This is a genomic window from Blastococcus goldschmidtiae (genome assembly GCF_031845325.1).
Lineage (GTDB): Bacteria > Actinomycetota > Actinomycetes > Mycobacteriales > Geodermatophilaceae > Blastococcus > Blastococcus goldschmidtiae.
In genome coordinates this window covers 74,335-92,231 of the sequence record NZ_JAVREI010000009.1, presented here as the reverse complement: position 1 = coordinate 92,231, position 17,897 = coordinate 74,335, and the positions used below count along the sequence as shown (strand labels likewise).

Genomic DNA, 17,897 nt, shown 5'->3' with positions numbered 1-17,897 from the left:
AGGGCGTCACGCTCCGGCGAGCGGGGGCGAGCCGTGGCGGACCCAGGTCTCGCGGGCCATGGCGGTCGCCGCGGCGGTGAGCGGCACGAAGAGCAGCGCTCCCGCGATCCCCCACAGCAGCCCGCCCGCGGTGACCGCAACCAGCACCGTCACCGCGTTCAGCGGCAGCCGGTTCTTCATCACCCAGGGCTCGACCACGTCGTTGCCGATCTGCTGCACGACGACGACCAGGACCGCGACGAGGACGGCCGAGCCGAGCCCGCCGGAACCGTAGGCCACCACGACGGCGACCGCCCCGGCGACGAAGGCCCCGATGGTCGGGATGTAGGAGGCGAGGAACTGCAGCGCGGCCAGGGTGAGCGCGAGCGGGACGCCGAGCAGCAGCAGTCCCCCGCCGATGGCGACCGCGTCGAACAGCGCCACCACGGTCAGGCCGCGGACGTAGGCGCCCAGCGTGGCCCAGCCGGCCCGGCCGGCGGCGTCCACGTCCTCCCGCACGCGTCCGCCGAACTTGCCGAGGAACCACTGCCACATGCCCGGGCCGCTGGTCAGGAACAGGAATGCCAGCGCGATGGTCAGGAAGCCGGCGATCGCGAGCTCGGCGGCGGTCTGGGCGGGGCCGAGGAGGTCGCCGGCGCTCGTGCCGCCCGACGAGCCGCCCGATCCGTCGCCGCCCGACCCACCGTTCCCGGACGACGAGGCCCACGGCAGCTCGATCCCCAGGCCCGAGGACAGGTCGGCCGACATCGAGCGGAACGAGTCGCGCAGCTGAGGGAGCTGGTCGGCGATGCGGGCGGCCAGGCCGAGCGCGGCACCGCCGAGCGCGACCAGCAGCAGGAGCACCATCGCGCCCGCGCTCACCCAGCGCGGGACGCCGCGGCGGTCCGCCCACTGGACCAGGGGCGAGGCCACCCCGGCGAGCAGCAGCCCCACCAGCACCGCGACCAGCAGGAGCGTGACCTTGGCGGCCAGCCCCGCGAGCAGCCAGACGAGCACGGCCAGGACCAGCAGGCGTCCACCGATCGCCGCCGACCGGGTGAGCCATGCGGGTGCGGGGGCCTTGTGGGCGTCTTCCTCGATTGCCATGCCCGGAGGTGTTCTCCCCACCGCGCGCCGCGACACATCGAGTCGGTGACAGTTGGATGACTCAGCGCCCTTCCGACCTGCGAGTTCCTTCCCCCGCCAGCCAGCGGCGGACCTGCCGGGCGCCCCGCAGCCGGACCACCACGACGCCGCGCGCCGCGGCGTCGGCGAGCTCGGCCTCCGTGCGCCGGCGCTTGGCCCGGAACTCACGGCTGAGCACGATGCGCAACGGATGGCTGGCGCGCAGCCACATCGCGACGCTCTCCCGATTGCCGTTCCAGTAGGTCCGCCGGGTGACCGCCCGGACCACCGAGCGGCGGAGCAGCCGGGCGACGACCAGCAGGAAGGGGTGGTCGAGCCACACGACGGCCTGCGCCCGACCGAGGAGCCGGTCCTTCACCGGGCGGTACTGGTACTCGGTGATCCAACGGCCGGTGGCCAGCATCGCCTCGACATCGGCCTCGAACTCGGGTCGCGGCACCCAGCCGGGCCCGTGCCACAGCGCGTCCAGCTCGGTGTGCGGGAGGTCGAGGCGGCCGGCCAGCGCCCGGGCCATCGTCGTCTTGCCCGCTCCGCTGCTGCCGACCACGAGCACGCGCTGGACGCCCGCCGGCAGCGACGGCGGCGGGTCGCCGGCGCCACAACCCTCGGGCTCCACGTGAGGTCCAGGCCCGGGCCTCAGTGCGCCGCGGCGTCCCAGCTGGTGCCGAAGCCGACCGAGACCTCCAGGGGCACCGACAGCTCCGCGGCGCCGGCCATCTCGCGGCGGACCAGTGCCTCCAGCGCCTCCCGCTCCCCCTCCGCGACCTCGAGCACCAGCTCGTCGTGCACCTGCAGCAGCATCCGGGAGCGCAGCCCCGCGGCGGCGATCGCCTTCTCCACGTCGAGCATCGCGACCTTGATGACATCGGCGGCGGAACCCTGGATGGGCGCGTTGAGCGCCATCCGCTCGGCCATCTGGCGGCGCTGGCCGTTGTCACTGGTGAGGTCGGGCAGGTAGCGCCGGCGGCCCAGCGTGGTCTCGGTGTAGCCGGTCTGCCGGGCGTCGTCCACGACGCCGTCGAGGTAGTCGCGGATGCCGCCGAAGCGCTCGAAGTAGGCCTGCATCTGCTCACGGGCCTCCTCCACGGAGATGCGCAGCTGCCCCGACAGCCCGTAGGCGCTCAGCCCGTAGGCCAGCCCGTAGCTCATCGCCTTGATCCGGCGGCGCATCTCCGGGTCGACCTCGGAGATCGGGATGTCGAAGGCCCGGGAGGCGACGAAGGAGTGCAGGTCCTCCCCCGACGTGAACGCCTCGATCAGGCCCTCGTCACCGGACAGGTGCGCCATGATCCGCATCTCGATCTGGCTGTAGTCCGCCGTCATCAGGGACTCGTAGCCGGCGCCGACGACGAACGCCTGCCGGATCCGGCGGCCCTCGGCGGTGCGGATCGGGATGTTCTGCAGGTTCGGGTCGGTCGAGGAGAGCCGGCCGGTGGCGGCGATGGTCTGCTGGAACGTGGTGTGGATCCGCGAGGCGTCGTCGACCATCGGGATGAGCCCGTCGATGACGGTGCGCAGCCGCGTCACGTCGCGGTGCCGCAGCAGGTGCTCCAGGAACGGGTGGCCGGTCGAGGCCAGCAGCGAGGTGAGCGCCTCGGCGTCGGTGGTGTACCCGGTCTTGTTCTTCTTGGTCTTGGGCAGGCCCAGCTCGTCGAAGAGCACCGTCTGCAGCTGCTTGGGCGAGCCGAGGTTCACCTCCCGGCCGATCACCGCGTAGCAGTCGGCCGCGGCCGCGGCGACGCCCTCGGCGAACTCCTTCTGCAGGTCGTGCAGGAAGTCCAGGTCCACCGCGATGCCGCGGTACTCCATGGCCGCCAGCACGCGGGTGAGCGGCAGCTCGATGCCGCCGAGCAGCGCGTCGCCGCCCTTGGCGCCGAGCACCTGCTCCAGGGCGTCGGAGAGGTCGTTGACGGCCACGGCCTTGAGGACGTCGGCGTGCGCGGCCTCGCGGGCGACGTCGTCCTCGGTCGGACCGAGCCCGTCCAGGGTGAGCTGACCCTCGGGCTCGGCGGTGTCCTTGAGCTCGCGCCGCAGGTACCGGACGGCGAGGTCGCCCAGGTCGAACGAGCGCTGCCCGGGCAGCGCGAGGTAGGCGGCCAGCGCGGTGTCGCTGACCATCCCGGCCAGCTCCCAGCCGCGGGCCCAGATCGCCAGCAGCGGGCCCTTCACCTCGTGCACGACCTTGGGCCGGTCGGCGTCGGCCAGCCAGGCGGCCAGCGCCTGCTCGTCGGCGATGTCGAGCCCGGGGCCGAGGTCGACGAAGGTGGCGTGGTCGTCCCCGCCGGCCAGCCCGATGCCGGTCAGCTCGCCGGTGCCCCGCCCCCAGGTGCCGCGGAAGATGACGCCGGTGCGGCCGCGCGCGTGGGTGTCCAGCCACTCCCCCAGCTCTCCGCGCGCGAGCTCGTCGAGGTCAACCTCGAAGCCGCCCTCGACCTCGGGCTCGGCGCTGGAGAGGGTGGCGAAGAGCCGGTCGCGCAGCACCCGGAACTGCAGGTTGTCGAAGAGGGTGTGCACCTCGTTGCGGTCCCACGCCTGGACGGCGAGGTCGGCGGGGCCCACCTCCAGCGGCACCGCCCGGTCCAGCTCGGTGAGCCGCCGGTTCTGCAGCACCGAGGAGAGGTGCTCGCGCAGCTTCTCCCCCACCTTGCCCTTGACGGTGTCGACCTGGTCGACCAGCGCGTCGAGGGCGCCGTACTCGCGGATCCACTTCGCGGCGGTCTTCTCCCCGACGCTGGGGATGCTCGGCAGGTTGTCGCTCGGGTCCCCCCGGAGCGCGGCGAAGTCGGGGTACTGCGCCGGCGTGAGGCCGTACTTGGTCTCGACCTCCTCGGGGGTGAACCGGGTCATGTCCGACACGCCCTTGCGGGGGTACAGCACCGTGACGTGCGGGTTGACCAACTGCAGGGCGTCGCGGTCACCGGTGCCGATGAGGACGTCCATGCCCTGCTCGACGGCCTGCACGGTCAGCGTGGCGATGACGTCGTCGGCCTCGTAGCCCTCCGCGGTGATCACCGGGACCCGCAGTGCGCCCAGCACCTCCTGCACGAGGCTGACCTGGCCACGGAAGTCGGTCGGGCTCTCGGCGCGGTTGGCCTTGTACTCGGCGAAGATCTCGCTGCGGAAGGTCTTGCGCCCCACGTCGAACGCCACGGCCAGGTGCGTGGGCTGCTCGTCCCGCAGGATGTTGATCAGCATCGACGTGAAGCCGTACACGGCGTTGGTCGGCTGGCCCGTCGTCGTCGAGAAGTTCTCGACCGGCAGCGCGAAGAACGCGCGGTAGGCCAGCGAGTGGCCGTCCAGCAGCAGCAGACGGGGGCGCTGGGTGGCTGGGAGAGCTCCAGCGGAGGGGGCGGCGGGCGCGGAGGTGGAGACCGGAGCGGACATCGCCGTCGATCCTAGTAAGAGGACCCCGTCGCCCCCCACGACTCGCACGCTCGCCGTGGGCCCCTGCGACGGGGCCATTACGGTGCCCGGGTGACCACTCCCCCTCCCGACTGGCTGACCGGCACCGCGCGCAGCCCCCTGGACGACAAGCTCGGCATCGAGATCGTCGACTACGCCCCCGACCGGCTGGTCGCCACCATGCCGGTCGCGGGCAACGAGCAGCCCTTCGGCCTGCTGCACGGCGGCGCCACCTGCGCCCTGGTGGAGACCATCGGCTCGGTGGCCGCGGCCATGGGGGCCGGGCCCGGCAAGCAGGTCGTCGGCATCGAGCTGAACGCCAGCTACCTGCGGGCCGCGACGTCCGGCACGGTGACGGCGGTGTGCACGCCGGTGCGCCGCGGCCGCACCCTCTCGACGTTCCTGATCGAGGTGGCCGACGACGAGGGCCGGGCCACCGCGACCGCGCGGCTCACCTGCATGACGCTCAGCGGACGGCAGTAGCCGACGGCAGCGGGGGCACGCGCCGCCGGCCGACGCCGGGCACCCGGCGCGCCAGCGGGATGATGCCCAGGCGCCGGCGTTGCCAGGCCGACAGCGAGCGGCCCAGCGTGTGCACCGAGGCGATGCGACGGGTGGTCAGCGGCGCGAAGCCCATGCGGGCGAAGAAGCGCTGGCGGTCGGCCTCCTGCGCCACGGCGGCGACGACGTAGGCCGCACCGTTCTCCCCCGCGTACGCCACGGCCGCGCCCAGCAGCGCCGCGCCGACCCCGGACCTCCGGTGCTCGCGGTGCACCACGAAGGTGTCCACCGTGACCTGCGGCGTGCCCAGCACCAGCGACAGCGGGTCCAGACCGAGCACCGCCAGGCCGACCCCCACCTCGCCGTCCTCCTGTGCGCCCTCGGCAGCCGGCAGGACGGCCAGCACGACGCGGTGCCCGAGGTCCTCGAGCAGCCGGCGGAACCCGGCACCGGCGGCGTGCACCGGCGGGTGCCCGGTCAGCACCTCCTCGGTGTGGGCCTCGACCCTGTGCTGACGAACCAGTTCCAGGACGAGGGGCAGGTCCTGAGGACGAGCCACCCGCGTGACGACCTTGGATCGCGATGCAGACCCGGCCACAACTGCCTCCCCCTACGAGTTGAGCGCAGGGTGCACCGTTGTGCACAACCGGTAGCGACGGCGCGCCGTCCGCTGTGACGCACGGGGCGGGCGGTGCGAGATGCGACCGCACGGTGAGCAAAACGGCCTCGGCGCGCTGCTGCCGGACGCGCGGGGGCCCGGGCGTCGATGCGACACCCGGGCCCCGGCGGAGGTCCTGCACTCAGCGGCTCAGACGTCGCCGCCCAGGTAGGCCGCCCGCACGCTGTCGTCGGCGGCCAGCTCCCGGCCGGTGCCGGTGCGGACCACCTCGCCGGTCTCGAGGATGTAGGCCTGGTCGGCGATCTTGAGCGCCTGCGCGGCGTTCTGCTCGACCAGCAGGATCGTCGTCCCTTGCTCCCGGATCTCCTTGATGATCGAGAAGATCTGCTGGATCAGCTTCGGCGCCAGCCCCATCGAGGGCTCGTCGAGCAGCATGAGCTTGGGTCGCGACATGAGCGCCCGCCCGATGGCCAGCATCTGCTGCTCGCCGCCGGACATCGTGCCGGCCGCCTGGTCGCGCCGCTCGTGCAGCCGCGGGAAGAGGCCGAAGACCCGCTCCAGGTCCGCCGACCGGGTCTTCGCCCGGTCCGCACGCGCGTACGCGCCCATGTCCAGGTTCTCGACGACGGTCATGCCGGGGAAGATGCGCCGCCCCTCGGGTGCCTGGCTGATCCCCAGCGGGACGCGCTCGTGCGAGGCCATCTTCGTGATGTCCCGGCCGTCGAACCGCACCGTCCCGGCCCGGACCTTGCGCAGCCCGGACAGGGTCTTCAGGGTCGTGGTCTTCCCGGCGCCGTTGGCCCCGATGAGGGTGACCACCGATCCCCGCTCCACGGAGAAGGTGATGTCACGGATGGCTTCGATGCGCCCGTAGTTCACGCACAGGCCCTCGACCTCGAGCAGCACTAGGACTCCCCCTCGTCGTCGGCATCCGTGCCCAGGTAGGCGGCGATCACCGCGGGATCGTTGCGCACCTCGGCCGGCAGGCCCTCGGCGATCTTGCGGCCGAACTCGAGGACGGCGACGCGGTCGCTGACCCCCATGACCAGGCTCATGTCGTGCTCGATGAGCAGCACGGTGAGACCGCGGTCGCGGATGCGCCGGATCAGCTCCATGAGCTGCTCCTTCTCCGCCGGGTTGAAGCCGGCGGCCGGCTCGTCCAAGCACAACAGCTTCGGCCTGGTGGCCATGGCCCGGGCGATCTCCAGCCGGCGCTGGTCCCCGTAGGACAGATTGCGGGCCAGCTCGTCGGCCCGCTTCTCCAGGCCGAGGAACTCCATCACCTCGCGCGCCGTCTCCTCGCCCTCCCGCTCCTCGCGGCGGTGCCGAGGCGACCGGACCAGCGCATCGAGGATGTTCGTCCGGTGATGGGCGTCGGCACCCACCAGGACGTTCTCCAGTGCGGTCATGTTGCCGAACAGCCGGATGTTCTGGAACGTGCGCGCGATCCCCAGGCGGGTGATCGCGAACCGCTTCCGCCGGCCCAGCGGCTGCCCGGCGAAGCGCACCTCGCCGGACGTCGGCTGGTAGACGCCGGTCATCACGTTGAAGCAGGTGGTCTTGCCGGCGCCGTTGGGCCCGATGAGGCTGAGGATCTCGCCCTGGCGCACGTCGAAGCTGACGCCGTCCAGCGCTTTGAGGCCGCCGAACTGGATGCTGACGTCGTCGACCGACAGCAGGGCGGCGCCTTCGCGCACGCCGGGCTGCGCGGCCACGGTGGCCTCAGGCACGGACCTTCCCCTCCTCCATCGAGTCGATCTGCTCGTCCACGGCCTGGGCCCGCCGGGCCCGGCGGGGCGGCAGCAGCCCCTGCGGGCGGAAGTTCGCCAGCAGCAGCAGCGCGAGGCCGAACACCAGCAGGCGCCACTCCTCGAACCCGCGGAAGCGCTCCGGCAGGTAGGCCACCACGATGGCGCCCAGGATGACGCCGTACCGGTTGCCCGCGCCACCGACGACCACGGCCGCGAGGAACAGGATCGACAGGAGGAGCAGGAAGGACTCGGGGTTGATGAACCCCTGCCGGGAGGCGAACAGGGCACCGGACAGGCCGCCGATGAATGCGCCGGTGGCGAACGCCAGCAGCTTGAAGCGGAAGGTCGGGACGCCCATGAGCTCTGCGGCGTCCTCGTCCTCGCGCGTGGCCTCCCAGGCGCGGCCGATCCGGGACAGCCGCATCATCCGGTCGGCGCCCAGCACCACGAAGATCACCGTGAGGGCGAGCCAGTAGTACGGCGCCTGGTCGGCCACGCCGAACGACAGGAACGTCGTCGTGTCGTCCAGGTCGATCAGCGCCGTCGCGCCCTCCCACTCCAGGTGGGGCAGCTCGAACAGATCGACGCTCGGCGGCCGCGGGACACCGGTGATGCCCTTCGCCGCGCCGAGCCACTCGGTGTTGAGCGCCGTGAGCCGGATGATCTCGCCGAAGCCGAGCGTCACGATGGCGAGGTAGTCACCGCGGACCCGCAGGGTGGGCGCGCCGAGCAGGATCCCGGAGATCGTGGTGATGATCACGGCCAGCGGGATGAGCAGCCACCAGGACAGCTGGGCCTGCAAGGACCCCAGCACCGCCACGGTGTAGGCGCCGACCGCGTAGAAGCCGACGTACCCGAGGTCGAGCAGACCCGCGTAGCCGAGGACGATGTTGAGCCCGAGTGCGACGAGCACGTAGCTGGCCACGGTGAACAGCACGGCACCGAAGTCGGTGTCGGGAGTGCTGATGATCGGGAGCTCGAGCAGCGGCAACGCGTAGAGCAGCACCACCAGCACGCCGATGAGCGCCCACTTCACCGACCTGGGCAGCCGGGTGACGCGTCGCGCCAGGGCGCCGCGGTCCCAGCCCAGCCGGGGTCCCCACGCGCGCGACCGCGCCACGCCGGGCGAGGTCTCGGGAGAAGCCTTGCCTTGAGTCATGCGCGTGCCCTCCCGAGGCTCTCGCCGAGCAGGCCCGTCGGCCGGAACAGCAGGATGACGACCAGGAGCAGGAAGGCGACGACGTCGCGCCACTGCGAGCCCACGAGCGCCGAGCCGTAGTTCTCCGCCAGGCCGAGGATGAAGCCGCCCAGCAGCGCCCCGCGGACGTTACCGATGCCGCCCAGCACGGCGGCGGTGAACGCCTTGACGCCGAGCAGGAAGCCGGCGTTCCACCGGGTGACGCCGAAGCGCATCAGGTACAGCAGCGCCGCGGCACCGGCCATCACGCCGCCGACGAGGAACGTGGCGCGGATGACCCGGGCGCGGTTGACGCCCATGAGCGCCGCGGCCTCGGAGTCCTGCGCGACGGCGCGGATGCCGCTGCCCGTGCGGGTGCGGCGGATGAACTGGTCGAGGGCCACCATCATCAGCAGGGCGCTGATGATGATGATCAGGTCGACGTTGCTGACGGTGTAGCCACCCACGGTGAACACACCCTCGGTGTCGAGGGGGTTGCGGAAGCGGGTGTTGTCGCGCGCCGAGCTGACGTAGGGCGCGAGCGTGTCCTCCAGGCCGAACCAGCCGGCGACGCGGTCACGCAGACCCATGAGCTCGGCCAGGGCGAAGCTGGCGCCGATGGCGCTGATGAGCGCTACCAGCCGGGGGGCGTCGAGACGGATCAGCCGCCGGTAGGCCACCCGCTCCAGCAGCAGGGCGATGCCGCCACTCATCGCCATGGCGGCGAGCAGTGCCAGCAGCAGGACGCCGACGACGGCGGGCAGGGCGCTACCGGGGGCCAGGCCGATGGCCACGGTCACCCACACCGCGGCGAAGCTGCCGAACATCCAGACCTCGGAGTGGGCGAAGTTGATCAGCTGGAGCACGCCGTAGACGAGGGTGTAGCCGAGGGCCACGAGGCCGTAGACCGCGCCGAGCACGAGGCCGGTGACGGTCAGCTCGACGAAGTTGTCGATCAGGAAGGACACGGGGTCTCCGAGTGGCAGGTGTCGACGCGGCCGGGCTCCCTGAGGAAGGGAGCCCGGCCGCGCCGGAGACGGTCAGCGGGAGATCAGTCGGTCTCGATCTCCTGGTCCGCGACGATCTCGCCGTCCTTCACCGCGTAGGCCCAGACGGAGATGTTCTGCACCTCGCCGGTCTCGTCGAAGGAGACCTCCTTGGTGATGCCCTCACCGTCGTACTCGTTGATCCACTCGAGCAGCGACTCGCGGGTGGTGTTGCCCTCGGCGATGCCCTGGAGCATCACGTTGGCCGCGTCGTAGGCCTCGGCCGAGTAGGTCGCCGGCGCGGTGCCGAAGGCCTCCTCGTACGCCTGGAAGAACTCGTCGCTCTCCTCCGGGGGCAGGCACGGGCAGGTGATGATCGTGCCCTCGGCGGCGTCGCCGGCGGCCTCGATGAAACCCGGGTCCTTCACGCCGTCGGCCACGACGAACGTGGCGTCCACGCCGCCGCGGCGCATCTGCTCGACGAGCAGACCTGCCTCGGCGTAGTAGCCGCCGAAGAAGACCGCGTCGGCGCCGGAGTCACGGATGGCCGCGATGGTGGCGGAGAAGTCGGTCTGCCCGGTCTGGATCGTGTCGGTGCCCACGACCGCGTCGCCGAGGTCCTCCTCGACGATCTCGGCCAGGCCGGCGCCGTAGGCGGAGGCGTCGTCCACCACGAAGACGCTGTCGCTCTGGAGCACGTCCTGGATGTACGTCGCGGCCGCCGGGCCCTGGCTGGCGTCGTTGCCGAGGATCCGGTGGAAGGTGTCCCACCCGTTCTCGGACAGCGCCGGGTTGGTCGCCGAGGCGGAGATCGTCGGCAGCTCGCCCTCGGCGAAGATCGGGCCGGCGGTGTCGGACTCGCCGGAGAACGCCGGGCCGACGACTCCGATGACGTCCTCGTCGCCGATCGCCTGCGTCGCCAGACCCGTGGCCTGGTTGGGGTCACCGGCGGAGTCGTACTCCTCCAGGGCGACCTCGCAGTCGGGGTTCTCCTCGTTGAACTGCTGCACCGCCAGCTCGACGCCGTTGCGGATGTTGATGCCCAGGTTGGCCGCGGCACCGGTCAGGGCGCCGAAGTAGCCGATGGCGATGTCCTCACACGAACCGGCCTCGCCGCCGTTGGCCGAGGGCTCGTCGTCGCCGCCCGAAGTGCCGCAGGCGGTGAGCGCCAGCGCCATGGCGAGCAGGGGCGCGCCCGTCTTGACCGAGAAACGCACATGTCCTCCAGAGCCAGATCGGCGGTCCGCTGGTCGGACCTGCCGGTGGTCGTCGCCGTCCCGATGGGCGGCTGGGAAACAGTAGGGCGCAACCAGGTGGCCGCGGAGAGGCCCCGACGTTTCGTGACCGTCTCGTGATCGCGCCGCCGGACGCACCGCACCGCGGGCCGTACGGGACGGAACCGGCCTCGACGGTCGACCTCGGAACGTTCGAAGGCCACCTGATTTCGGCGCCGAAGATCAGCAGGTGGGCGCCCGACCGGAGTCGCTGTAACGACGGCTGGCCCACAGTCCTCAGGCGGGCCCGGGCTCCTGGGGCACGCCCTCGGCGAGGATCCGCTCGGCGAGCGCCTTCATCGACGTCCGGTCGTTCATGGCGGTGCGCTGCAGCCAGCGGAAGGCGTCGGCCTCGGTCACCCCGCGCTCCGCCATGAGCCGGCCCTTGGCCTTCTCCACGACCTGCCGGGCCGCCAACCGCTCCTCGAGCGTGCGCACCTCGCCGTCCAGCGCCGCCATCTCCGCGAACCGGCCGCGCGCGACCTCGATCGCGGGCACGAGGTCGTTCTTGGAGAACGGCTTGACCAGGTACGCCATCGCCCCGGCGTCGCGCGCCCGCTCGACCAGCTCGCGCTGGCTGAAGGCGGTGAGCACGATGACGGGAGCGATGCGGGCCGACGCGATCTGCTCGGCCGCCGAGAGCCCGTCGAGCACCGGCATCTGAATGTCCAGGATCACCAGGTCCGGCGCCAGCTCCATCGCACGGTCGACGGCCTGCTGCCCGTCCCCGACCTCGGCGACGACCTCGTACCCCTCTTCCTCGAGCATCTCCTTGAGGTCGAGACGGATGAGTGCTTCGTCCTCGGCGATGAGGACCCTGGCCGGCACGCTGCTCACGGCCAGAGCCTAGCGACGCCGGGGCCCGCCCAGCCCCCGCTAGGCTGATCCGGCTGCCGGCCCACCGGCACGCCCCCGTACCCCAATCGGCAGAGGGAGCGGATTCAAAACCCGCGCAGTGTGCGTTCGAGTCGCACCGGGGGCACTGGGTTGAATTGTCGTCCTCCGGACGACACCGCGGCCATCACACGGCGATCCTCCGGATCGCACCGCGGCCACGCGCCGTTCCCGGCTTGCTCGGAGCCCATGCCTGCTCCTCGTCGGAGACCCTCCGGGCCCCACTCCTCGGGCAGCCTCGCGGGGCGGCTCCTGTTCCAGCGTCTTCGTCCTCCGTCCCGTCGATGCTCGGGGACCCTGCGGGCCCCGCTCGCATCGACACCGCCCTCGGCGGTTCCGTGCGGACCACCACCTACGGTGAGTCCCGTGAGTGAGCCGTCGGAGATCCAGCCTGCACCGCACATGACTCCCGAGCAGTTCCGGCAGCACGGCCACGAGGTCGTGGACTGGATCGCCGACTACTGGGCGCGGGTCGGCTCCCTCCCGGTGCGGTCGACGGTGGCGCCGGGCGACGTGCGGGCGGCGCTACCCACCGCTCCCCCGGAGCGCGGCGAGCCCTTCGCCGACGTCCTCGGCGACCTCGACCGGGTCGTCGTCCCCGGCCTCACGCACTGGCAGCACCCCGGCTTCTTCGGCTACTTCCCCGCGAACACCTCCGGGCCGTCGGTCCTGGGCGACCTCGTCTCGGCCGGGCTCGGTGTGCAGGGCATGTCGTGGGTGACCAGCCCCGCGGCCACCGAACTCGAGCAGCACGTCCTGGACTGGTTCGCCGAGCTGCTCGGGCTTCCGCAGTCCTTCCGGTCCAGCGGGACCGGCGGCGGCATCGTCCAGGACTCCAGCTCCGGGGCGAACCTCGTCGCGCTCCTCGCCGCCCTGCACCGCGCCAGCGGCGGCGCCACCGTCCGCCGCGGCGTGGAGCCCGAGCGCGCCACCGTGTACGTCTCCGCCGAGACCCACTCCTCCATGGAGAAGGCCGTCCGGATCGCCGGCCTGGGCAGCGATGCGGTCCGCATCGTCGAGGTCGACGGCGACCTGGCGATGAACCCCGTCGCGCTGGCCGCCCGCATGGAGCGCGACGTGGCCCGCGGGTACACGCCCGTGCTCGTCTGCGCCACGGTCGGCACCACGTCGACGACCGCCGTCGACCCGCTCGCGGCCATCGGCCCGATCTGCCAGAAGCACGGCGCGTGGCTGCACGTCGACGCCGCCTACGCCGGCGTCAGCGCGATCGTCCCGGAGCTGCGGGGCCTGCAGGACGGCGTGGATTGGGCCGACAGCTACACCACCGACGCGCACAAGTGGCTGCTCACCGGCTTCGACGCCACCCTCTTCTGGGTCGCCGACCGTGCCGCCCTCACCGGCGCGCTGGCGATCCTCCCCGAGTACCTGCGCAACGCCGCGACCGATGCCGGCACCGTCGTCGACTTCCGCGACTGGCAGGTCCCCCTCGGGCGTCGTTTCCGGGCCCTCAAGCTCTGGTTCGTGCTGCGCTGGTACGGCGCCGAGGGGCTGCGCGCGCACATCCGCGGCTCGGTCGCCCTCGCCCAGGAGCTCGCCGCCTGGGCCGGGGCCGACGAGCGGTTCGACGTCCTGAGGCCGCACCCGCTGTCACTGGTCTGCCTGACACCGCGCTGGCCGTCCGGGGTGGACGCCGACGTCGCCACGATGACCCTGCTCGAGCGGCTCAACGACGGCGGGGAGGTGTTCCTGACCCACACCACGGTGGGCGGCCGGGCCGTGCTCCGGGTCGCCGTCGGCGCACCGACGACGACGCGCGCCCACGTCGAGCGGGTCTGGACGCTGCTGTGCGAGGGCCACGACTGGCTGGCGGCCGACTTCGCCGCCCAGGCCGCCGAGCAGGCCGCGGCCCGCGAGACCGAACGCCGGCGCGCCGAGGCCGAGAGCGCCCGGGCCCAGAGCGCCGAGGCGGAGGGCGCCCGGCCCCAGGGCGTCGAGGCGGAGAGCGCCGAGGCCCAGACCGAGACCGAGCCCGAAGGCACCGAGCCCGAGGGCACCGCGACCGACCTGGCGGGAGCGCCGGCAGAGCACCCGTGACCGCGGCGCGGTACCGGCCCGACGACGCCGGTGCCGCCCTGCAGCGCGGTACCGGCAGCCGCGCAGCGGTAGCGGGTCTCGCCGGGTTCAGCGCGTCAGCGGACGGATGAGCCCCTGCTGGCTGACGGTCGCCACGTGCGTGCCGTCGGCGGCCCAGATCTGCCCGAAGCACAGCGCCCGCCCGTGGGAGGCCGCCGGGCTGTCGGTCTCGTAGAGGAACCACTCGTCGGCCCGCACCGGCTGGTGGAACCACACCGCGTGATCGAGGCTGGATCCCGCCGTCTTCCCCCAGCCGCCACCCATGCGCGCGGTGCCGGCGCCCAGCAGGCTGAGGTCGCTGGCGAACGTCAGCGCCGCGCCGTGCACCGCCTGGTCGTCGGGGAGCTCGCCGGCGACCCGCATCCACGTCCATGACCTGGTGTCCGGGTAGGACTTCGGCGGCCGGTCGAAGGGGTGCTCGAGCATCCGCTGCTCCACGGCCATGCCGATGCTCATCGCGACCCGCGCCTCGTCACCGCGCGCGCGCAGCAGCTCGACGAAGCTGGGCAGGCTCTCCGGCGCCGGCACGTCCGGCATCGGGAGCGCGTGCTCGGCGTACGCGGTCTCCCCCGCGGAGGCATCGGCGGTGAGCGCGAAGATCGCGACGTCCCGCTCGCCGCGTCGCTGCCAGGCGACGACGCGGCGGGTGCTGAACGTCCGGCCGTCCCGCATCCGCTCGACCGCGTAGCGGATCTCCTCGTTCGGGTCTCCCGGGCGCAGGAAGTACGAGTGCAGCGAGTGGACGCCGCGCCCCTCCGGCAGGGTGCTGGATGCCGCCATGAGCGCCTGCCCGGCCACCTGCCCGCCGAAGATGCGCTGCATCGTGGTGCCCGGGGTCTTGCCGACGAAGGTGTCGGGCTCGCGCTCCTCGAGCGCCAGGACCGACATCAGGGCCGCGGCCTGCGTGTTCTCGCCTCCGGTGCTCACGAGTCGGTCCCGACCTCGTGCACCCGCATCAGGTTCGTCGAGCCCACCGTGTTCGGCGGGCTGCCCGCCACGACCACGACCCGGTCGCCGACCTTGAGCCGTCCGATGGACAGCAGGGAGAAGTCCACCTGGGCGACCATGTCGTCGGTGTGCGCCACCTCGGGGACCAGGAAGGTCTCCACGCCCCACGACAGGGCGAGCTGGCTGCGGACCCGCGCGTCGACGGTGAAGGCCAGCAGCGGCTGGTGGGGGTGCAGGGCCGACAGCCGGCGCGCGGTCTCGCCGGTCTGCGTGAACGTGGCCAGGGCCTTGACGTCGAGCGCCTCCCCCACGTCCTTGGCCGCCCGCACGATCGCCCCCGAACGCGACCGCGAGCGCCGGGCCACCTCGGGGACGGGCATGTGGTCGCTCTCGACCGCGTCGATGATCCGCTCCATGGTGCGGACCGCGGCGATCGGGTGCGCGCCCACCGACGTCTCGCCGGAGAGCATCACCGCGTCGGTGCCGTCGAGCACCGCGTTGGCGACGTCGGAGGCCTCCGCGCGGGTCGGCCGCGAGTTGGTGATCATCGACTCGAGCATCTGGGTGGCCACGATCACCGGCTTGTTGCGCTCCCGCGCCGCCTGGATCGCCCGCTTCTGCACCAGCGGCACCCGCTCCAGCGGCAGCTCCACGCCCAGGTCGCCGCGCGCCACCATGATGCCGTCGAACGCCTCCACGATCTCGTCGAGCCGCTCGACCGCCTCCGGCTTCTCCAGCTTGGCGATGATCGGGACCTCGATGTCCTCCTGCCGCATGATCTCGCGCACCAGCTCGGCGTCCTCGGCCGAGCGGACGAACGACAGCGCGATGAAGTCCACGCCGAGCTGGAGGGCGAAGCGGAGGTCGAGCTCGTCCTTGTCCGACAGCGCGGGCACGCTCACGGCCACGCCGGGCAGCGACAGCCCCTTGTTGTTCGAGACCGGGCCGCCCTCGATGACCAGGCAGACCACGTCGGGCCCCTGGACGGAGAGCACCGTCAGGGCCAGCTTGCCGTCGTCGACGAGCAGGCGGTCGCCGACCTGGACGTCGTTGGCGAGATCCTTGTACGTGGTGGAGACGCGCGAGGCGGTGCCCTCGACGTCGTCGACGGTGATGACGACCTGGTTGCCGGTGGGCCAGTCGACCGGCCCACCGGCGAACGTGCCGAGCCGGATCTTGGGGCCCTGCAGGTCGGCCAGGACGGCGACGGCGTGCCCGGTGCGGTCGGAGGCCTCGCGCACCCGCTGGTAGGCGGTGGCGTGGTCACCGTGCGCGCCGTGGCTGAAGTTGAGCCGGGCGACGTCCATGCCGGACTCGACGAGCGCGACGATCTGCTCGGCGGAGCTGGTGGCCGGACCCAGGGTGCAGACGATCTTGGCGCGGCGGGACATACCCGTCACGCTAGTTCACCGCGGTCCTCCCGACCGCACCGCGGCCAGGAGCCGTCCCCCACACACGCGGAGCGCGTCCGTCCCACCTGCGCGGGACCCTGCGGGCCCCACTCGGCGGAACAACACGCTGGTCGGCGCGCCGGAGGCGGGGGTCACATCCCCCGCCTCCGGCGGCACGTCACCTCAGGGCGACCGCGGTGGGCGTGACGGGACGGGGCAGCGCCGAGGCACCGGTCAGCCAGGTGTCCGCGGCGGCCGCCGCGGCGCGCCCCTCCGCGATGGCCCACACGATGAGCGACTGCCCGCGGCCCATGTCGCCGGCCACGAACACGCCGGGCACGGTGGACATGAACTCGCTGTCGCGGACGACGTTGTCGCGCTGGTCCATCTCGACGCCCAGCGCGTGGAGCAGGCCCTCGCGCTGGGAGCCGGTGAACCCCATGGCCAGGAAGACCAGGTCCGCCGGGAGCTCGCGCTCGCTGCCCTCGATCTTCTGGAACCGGCCGCCGATCCGCTCGACCTCGTGCAGCAGCAGCGCGCGCACGTTGCCGTGGGCGGGGTGGCCGGGCTCGTGGCCCACGAAGCGCTCGGTGTTGACCGAGTACAGCCGCTCGCCGCCCTCCTCGTGGGCGCTCGAGACCCGCATGACCATCGGGTAGGTCGGCCACGGGTTGGCGCCCTCGTCCCGGCGGTCCGGCGGCGCCGGCATGATCTCCAGCTGCGCCACCGAGGCCGCGCCCTGGCGGTGGGCCGTGCCGAGGCAGTCCGCGCCGGTGTCGCCACCACCGATGATCACCACGTGCTTGCCGGCGGCGTTGATCGGCGGGTCGTCCAGCTCGCCGAGCGCCTGCCGGTTGCCCAGCGGCAGGTACTCCATCGCCAGGTGGATACCGGCCAGCTCGCGGCCCGGGGCGGGCAGGTCGCGGCCGACCGTGGCGCCACCGGCCAGCACGACGGCGTCGTGGTCGGCCCGCAACTGCTCGGTGGACAGGTCCTGCTCCCCCGCCCCGCCGACGTCGACACCGGTGACGAAGCGGGTGCCCTCGGCGCGCATCTGGTCCAGCCGCCGGTCCAGGACCGACTTCTCCATCTTGAACTCGGGGATGCCGTAGCGGAGCAGGCCGCCGATCCGGTCGGCCCGCTCGTACACGGTGACGTCGTGCCCGGCGCGGGTGAGCTGCTGGGCGGCGGCGAGCCCCGCGGGACCGGACCCGACGACGGCGACCTTCTTGCCGCTGCGCTCGGTGGGGGCCAGCGGCGCGACCCAGCCCTCGTCCCAGGCCCGGTCGATGATCTCCCACTCGATCTGCTTGATGGTGACCGGCGACTCCTGCAGGTTGAGCACGCAGGAGCCCTCGCACGGCGCCGGGCAGAGCTTCCCGGTGAACTCCGGGAAGTTGTTCGTCGCGTGCAGCCGCTCGATGGCGTCGTGCCAGTCGTCGCGGCGGGCCAGGTCGTTCCACTCGGGGATCAGGTTGGCCACCGGGCACGCGTGGTGGCAGAACGGGATGCCGCAGTCCATGCAGCGTGCCGCCTGCTTGCGCACCTCCGCCGTCGGGAAGAGCGGGTCCTCGCCGTTCTCCCGGGCGACGTAGACGTCCTTCCAGTCCCGGATGCGGACCTCGACGGGACGCCGCGGCGGCAGCCCCCGCTCGAACTTCAGGAATCCGGTGGTGTCAGCCACGAGCTGCCTCCTCCTGCGCCAGTGCCGTGAGGCGTTCGGTTGCGTAGCGCG

General features: G+C 72.6%; 15 protein-coding genes and 1 tRNA gene. 3 read left to right on the top strand and 13 right to left on the bottom strand.

Features of this window, described 5'->3' with window-relative positions; genetic code table 11:
• Positions 1–6: 6 nt before the first annotated feature.
• The 3 genes from RM425_RS13655 to polA all read right to left on the bottom strand — a co-directional run bounded on the left by RM425_RS13655 (position 7) and on the right by polA (position 4,509).
• Positions 7–1,086: an AI-2E family transporter gene (locus RM425_RS13655; protein WP_311345767.1), complete on the bottom strand. Its 1,080-nt coding sequence runs from the start codon at positions 1,084–1,086 to the stop codon at positions 7–9.
• Between the two features lie 61 nt (positions 1,087–1,147).
• Positions 1,148–1,741: a P-loop NTPase family protein gene (locus RM425_RS13650; protein WP_311345766.1), complete on the bottom strand. Its 594-nt coding sequence runs from the start codon at positions 1,739–1,741 to the stop codon at positions 1,148–1,150.
• Positions 1,742–1,761: 20 nt separating this feature from the next.
• Positions 1,762–4,509 (bottom strand): DNA polymerase I, encoded by a 2,748-nt coding sequence (polA, locus tag RM425_RS13645; RefSeq protein WP_311345765.1) that lies wholly within the window; start codon positions 4,507–4,509, stop codon positions 1,762–1,764.
• A gap of 90 nt (positions 4,510–4,599) precedes the next feature.
• Here polA and RM425_RS13640 point away from each other — a divergent pair, with 90 nt between their 5' ends.
• Positions 4,600–5,010 carry a PaaI family thioesterase gene (locus RM425_RS13640; RefSeq protein ID WP_311345764.1) on the top strand — a complete coding sequence of 137 codons (411 nt, stop codon included), beginning with the start codon at positions 4,600–4,602 and terminating at the stop codon, positions 5,008–5,010.
• On the opposite strand, the gene RM425_RS13635 is transcribed toward RM425_RS13640, so the two are convergent.
• From RM425_RS13635 to RM425_RS13605, 7 genes are all read right to left on the bottom strand, one after another.
• Positions 4,994–5,587 (bottom strand): GNAT family N-acetyltransferase, encoded by a 594-nt coding sequence (locus RM425_RS13635; protein WP_311345763.1) that lies wholly within the window; start codon positions 5,585–5,587, stop codon positions 4,994–4,996. The two genes, RM425_RS13640 and RM425_RS13635, sit on opposite strands and share 17 nt — an antisense overlap.
• Positions 5,588–5,836: 249 nt before the next feature.
• A complete protein-coding gene (locus RM425_RS13630; RefSeq protein ID WP_311345762.1) occupies positions 5,837–6,553 on the bottom strand; it encodes an ABC transporter ATP-binding protein in 717 nt (238 codons plus the stop codon).
• On the bottom strand, positions 6,553–7,377 hold the full coding sequence (locus RM425_RS13625) for an ABC transporter ATP-binding protein (RefSeq protein WP_311345761.1): 825 nt from the start codon (positions 7,375–7,377) through the stop codon (positions 6,553–6,555). The genes RM425_RS13630 and RM425_RS13625 overlap by 1 nt, the downstream gene beginning before the upstream one ends.
• Positions 7,370–8,557, bottom strand: a complete 1,188-nt coding sequence (locus RM425_RS13620) for a branched-chain amino acid ABC transporter permease (protein ID WP_311345760.1) — start codon at positions 8,555–8,557, stop codon at positions 7,370–7,372. Before RM425_RS13620 ends, RM425_RS13625 begins: the two co-directional genes overlap by 8 nt.
• A complete protein-coding gene (locus tag RM425_RS13615) occupies positions 8,554–9,543 on the bottom strand; it encodes a branched-chain amino acid ABC transporter permease (RefSeq protein ID WP_311345759.1) in 990 nt (329 codons plus the stop codon). Before RM425_RS13615 ends, RM425_RS13620 begins: the two co-directional genes overlap by 4 nt.
• A gap of 83 nt (positions 9,544–9,626) precedes the next feature.
• Positions 9,627–10,778: a branched-chain amino acid ABC transporter substrate-binding protein gene (locus RM425_RS13610; protein WP_311345758.1), complete on the bottom strand. Its 1,152-nt coding sequence runs from the start codon at positions 10,776–10,778 to the stop codon at positions 9,627–9,629.
• A gap of 294 nt (positions 10,779–11,072) precedes the next feature.
• Positions 11,073–11,672: an ANTAR domain-containing response regulator gene (locus RM425_RS13605; protein ID WP_311345757.1), complete on the bottom strand. Its 600-nt coding sequence runs from the start codon at positions 11,670–11,672 to the stop codon at positions 11,073–11,075.
• Between the two features lie 71 nt (positions 11,673–11,743).
• Between RM425_RS13605 and RM425_RS13600 the strand changes: the two genes are divergently transcribed.
• Together RM425_RS13600 and RM425_RS13595 are read left to right on the top strand one after the other, a co-directional pair.
• Positions 11,744–11,817 (top strand) — tRNA-Leu (locus RM425_RS13600).
• 278 nt (positions 11,818–12,095) lie between these two features.
• Positions 12,096–13,784: a pyridoxal-dependent decarboxylase gene (locus RM425_RS13595; protein WP_311345756.1), complete on the top strand. Its 1,689-nt coding sequence runs from the start codon at positions 12,096–12,098 to the stop codon at positions 13,782–13,784.
• A gap of 87 nt (positions 13,785–13,871) precedes the next feature.
• Here RM425_RS13595 and RM425_RS13590 read toward each other — a convergent pair whose 3' ends face one another.
• From RM425_RS13590 to RM425_RS13580, 3 genes are all read right to left on the bottom strand, one after another.
• Positions 13,872–14,750, bottom strand: coding sequence for an acyl-CoA thioesterase (locus RM425_RS13590; protein ID WP_311345755.1), 879 nt, complete (start codon positions 14,748–14,750; stop codon positions 13,872–13,874).
• The gene (gene pyk / locus RM425_RS13585; protein ID WP_311345754.1) at positions 14,747–16,162 is read right to left on the bottom strand and encodes a pyruvate kinase; all 1,416 of its coding nucleotides are present in this window, start codon (positions 16,160–16,162) and stop codon (positions 14,747–14,749) included. The genes RM425_RS13590 and pyk overlap by 4 nt, the downstream gene beginning before the upstream one ends.
• A gap of 178 nt (positions 16,163–16,340) precedes the next feature.
• The gene (locus RM425_RS13580) at positions 16,341–17,846 is read right to left on the bottom strand and encodes a glutamate synthase subunit beta (RefSeq protein ID WP_311345753.1); all 1,506 of its coding nucleotides are present in this window, start codon (positions 17,844–17,846) and stop codon (positions 16,341–16,343) included.
• Positions 17,847–17,897: the final 51 nt, after the last annotated feature.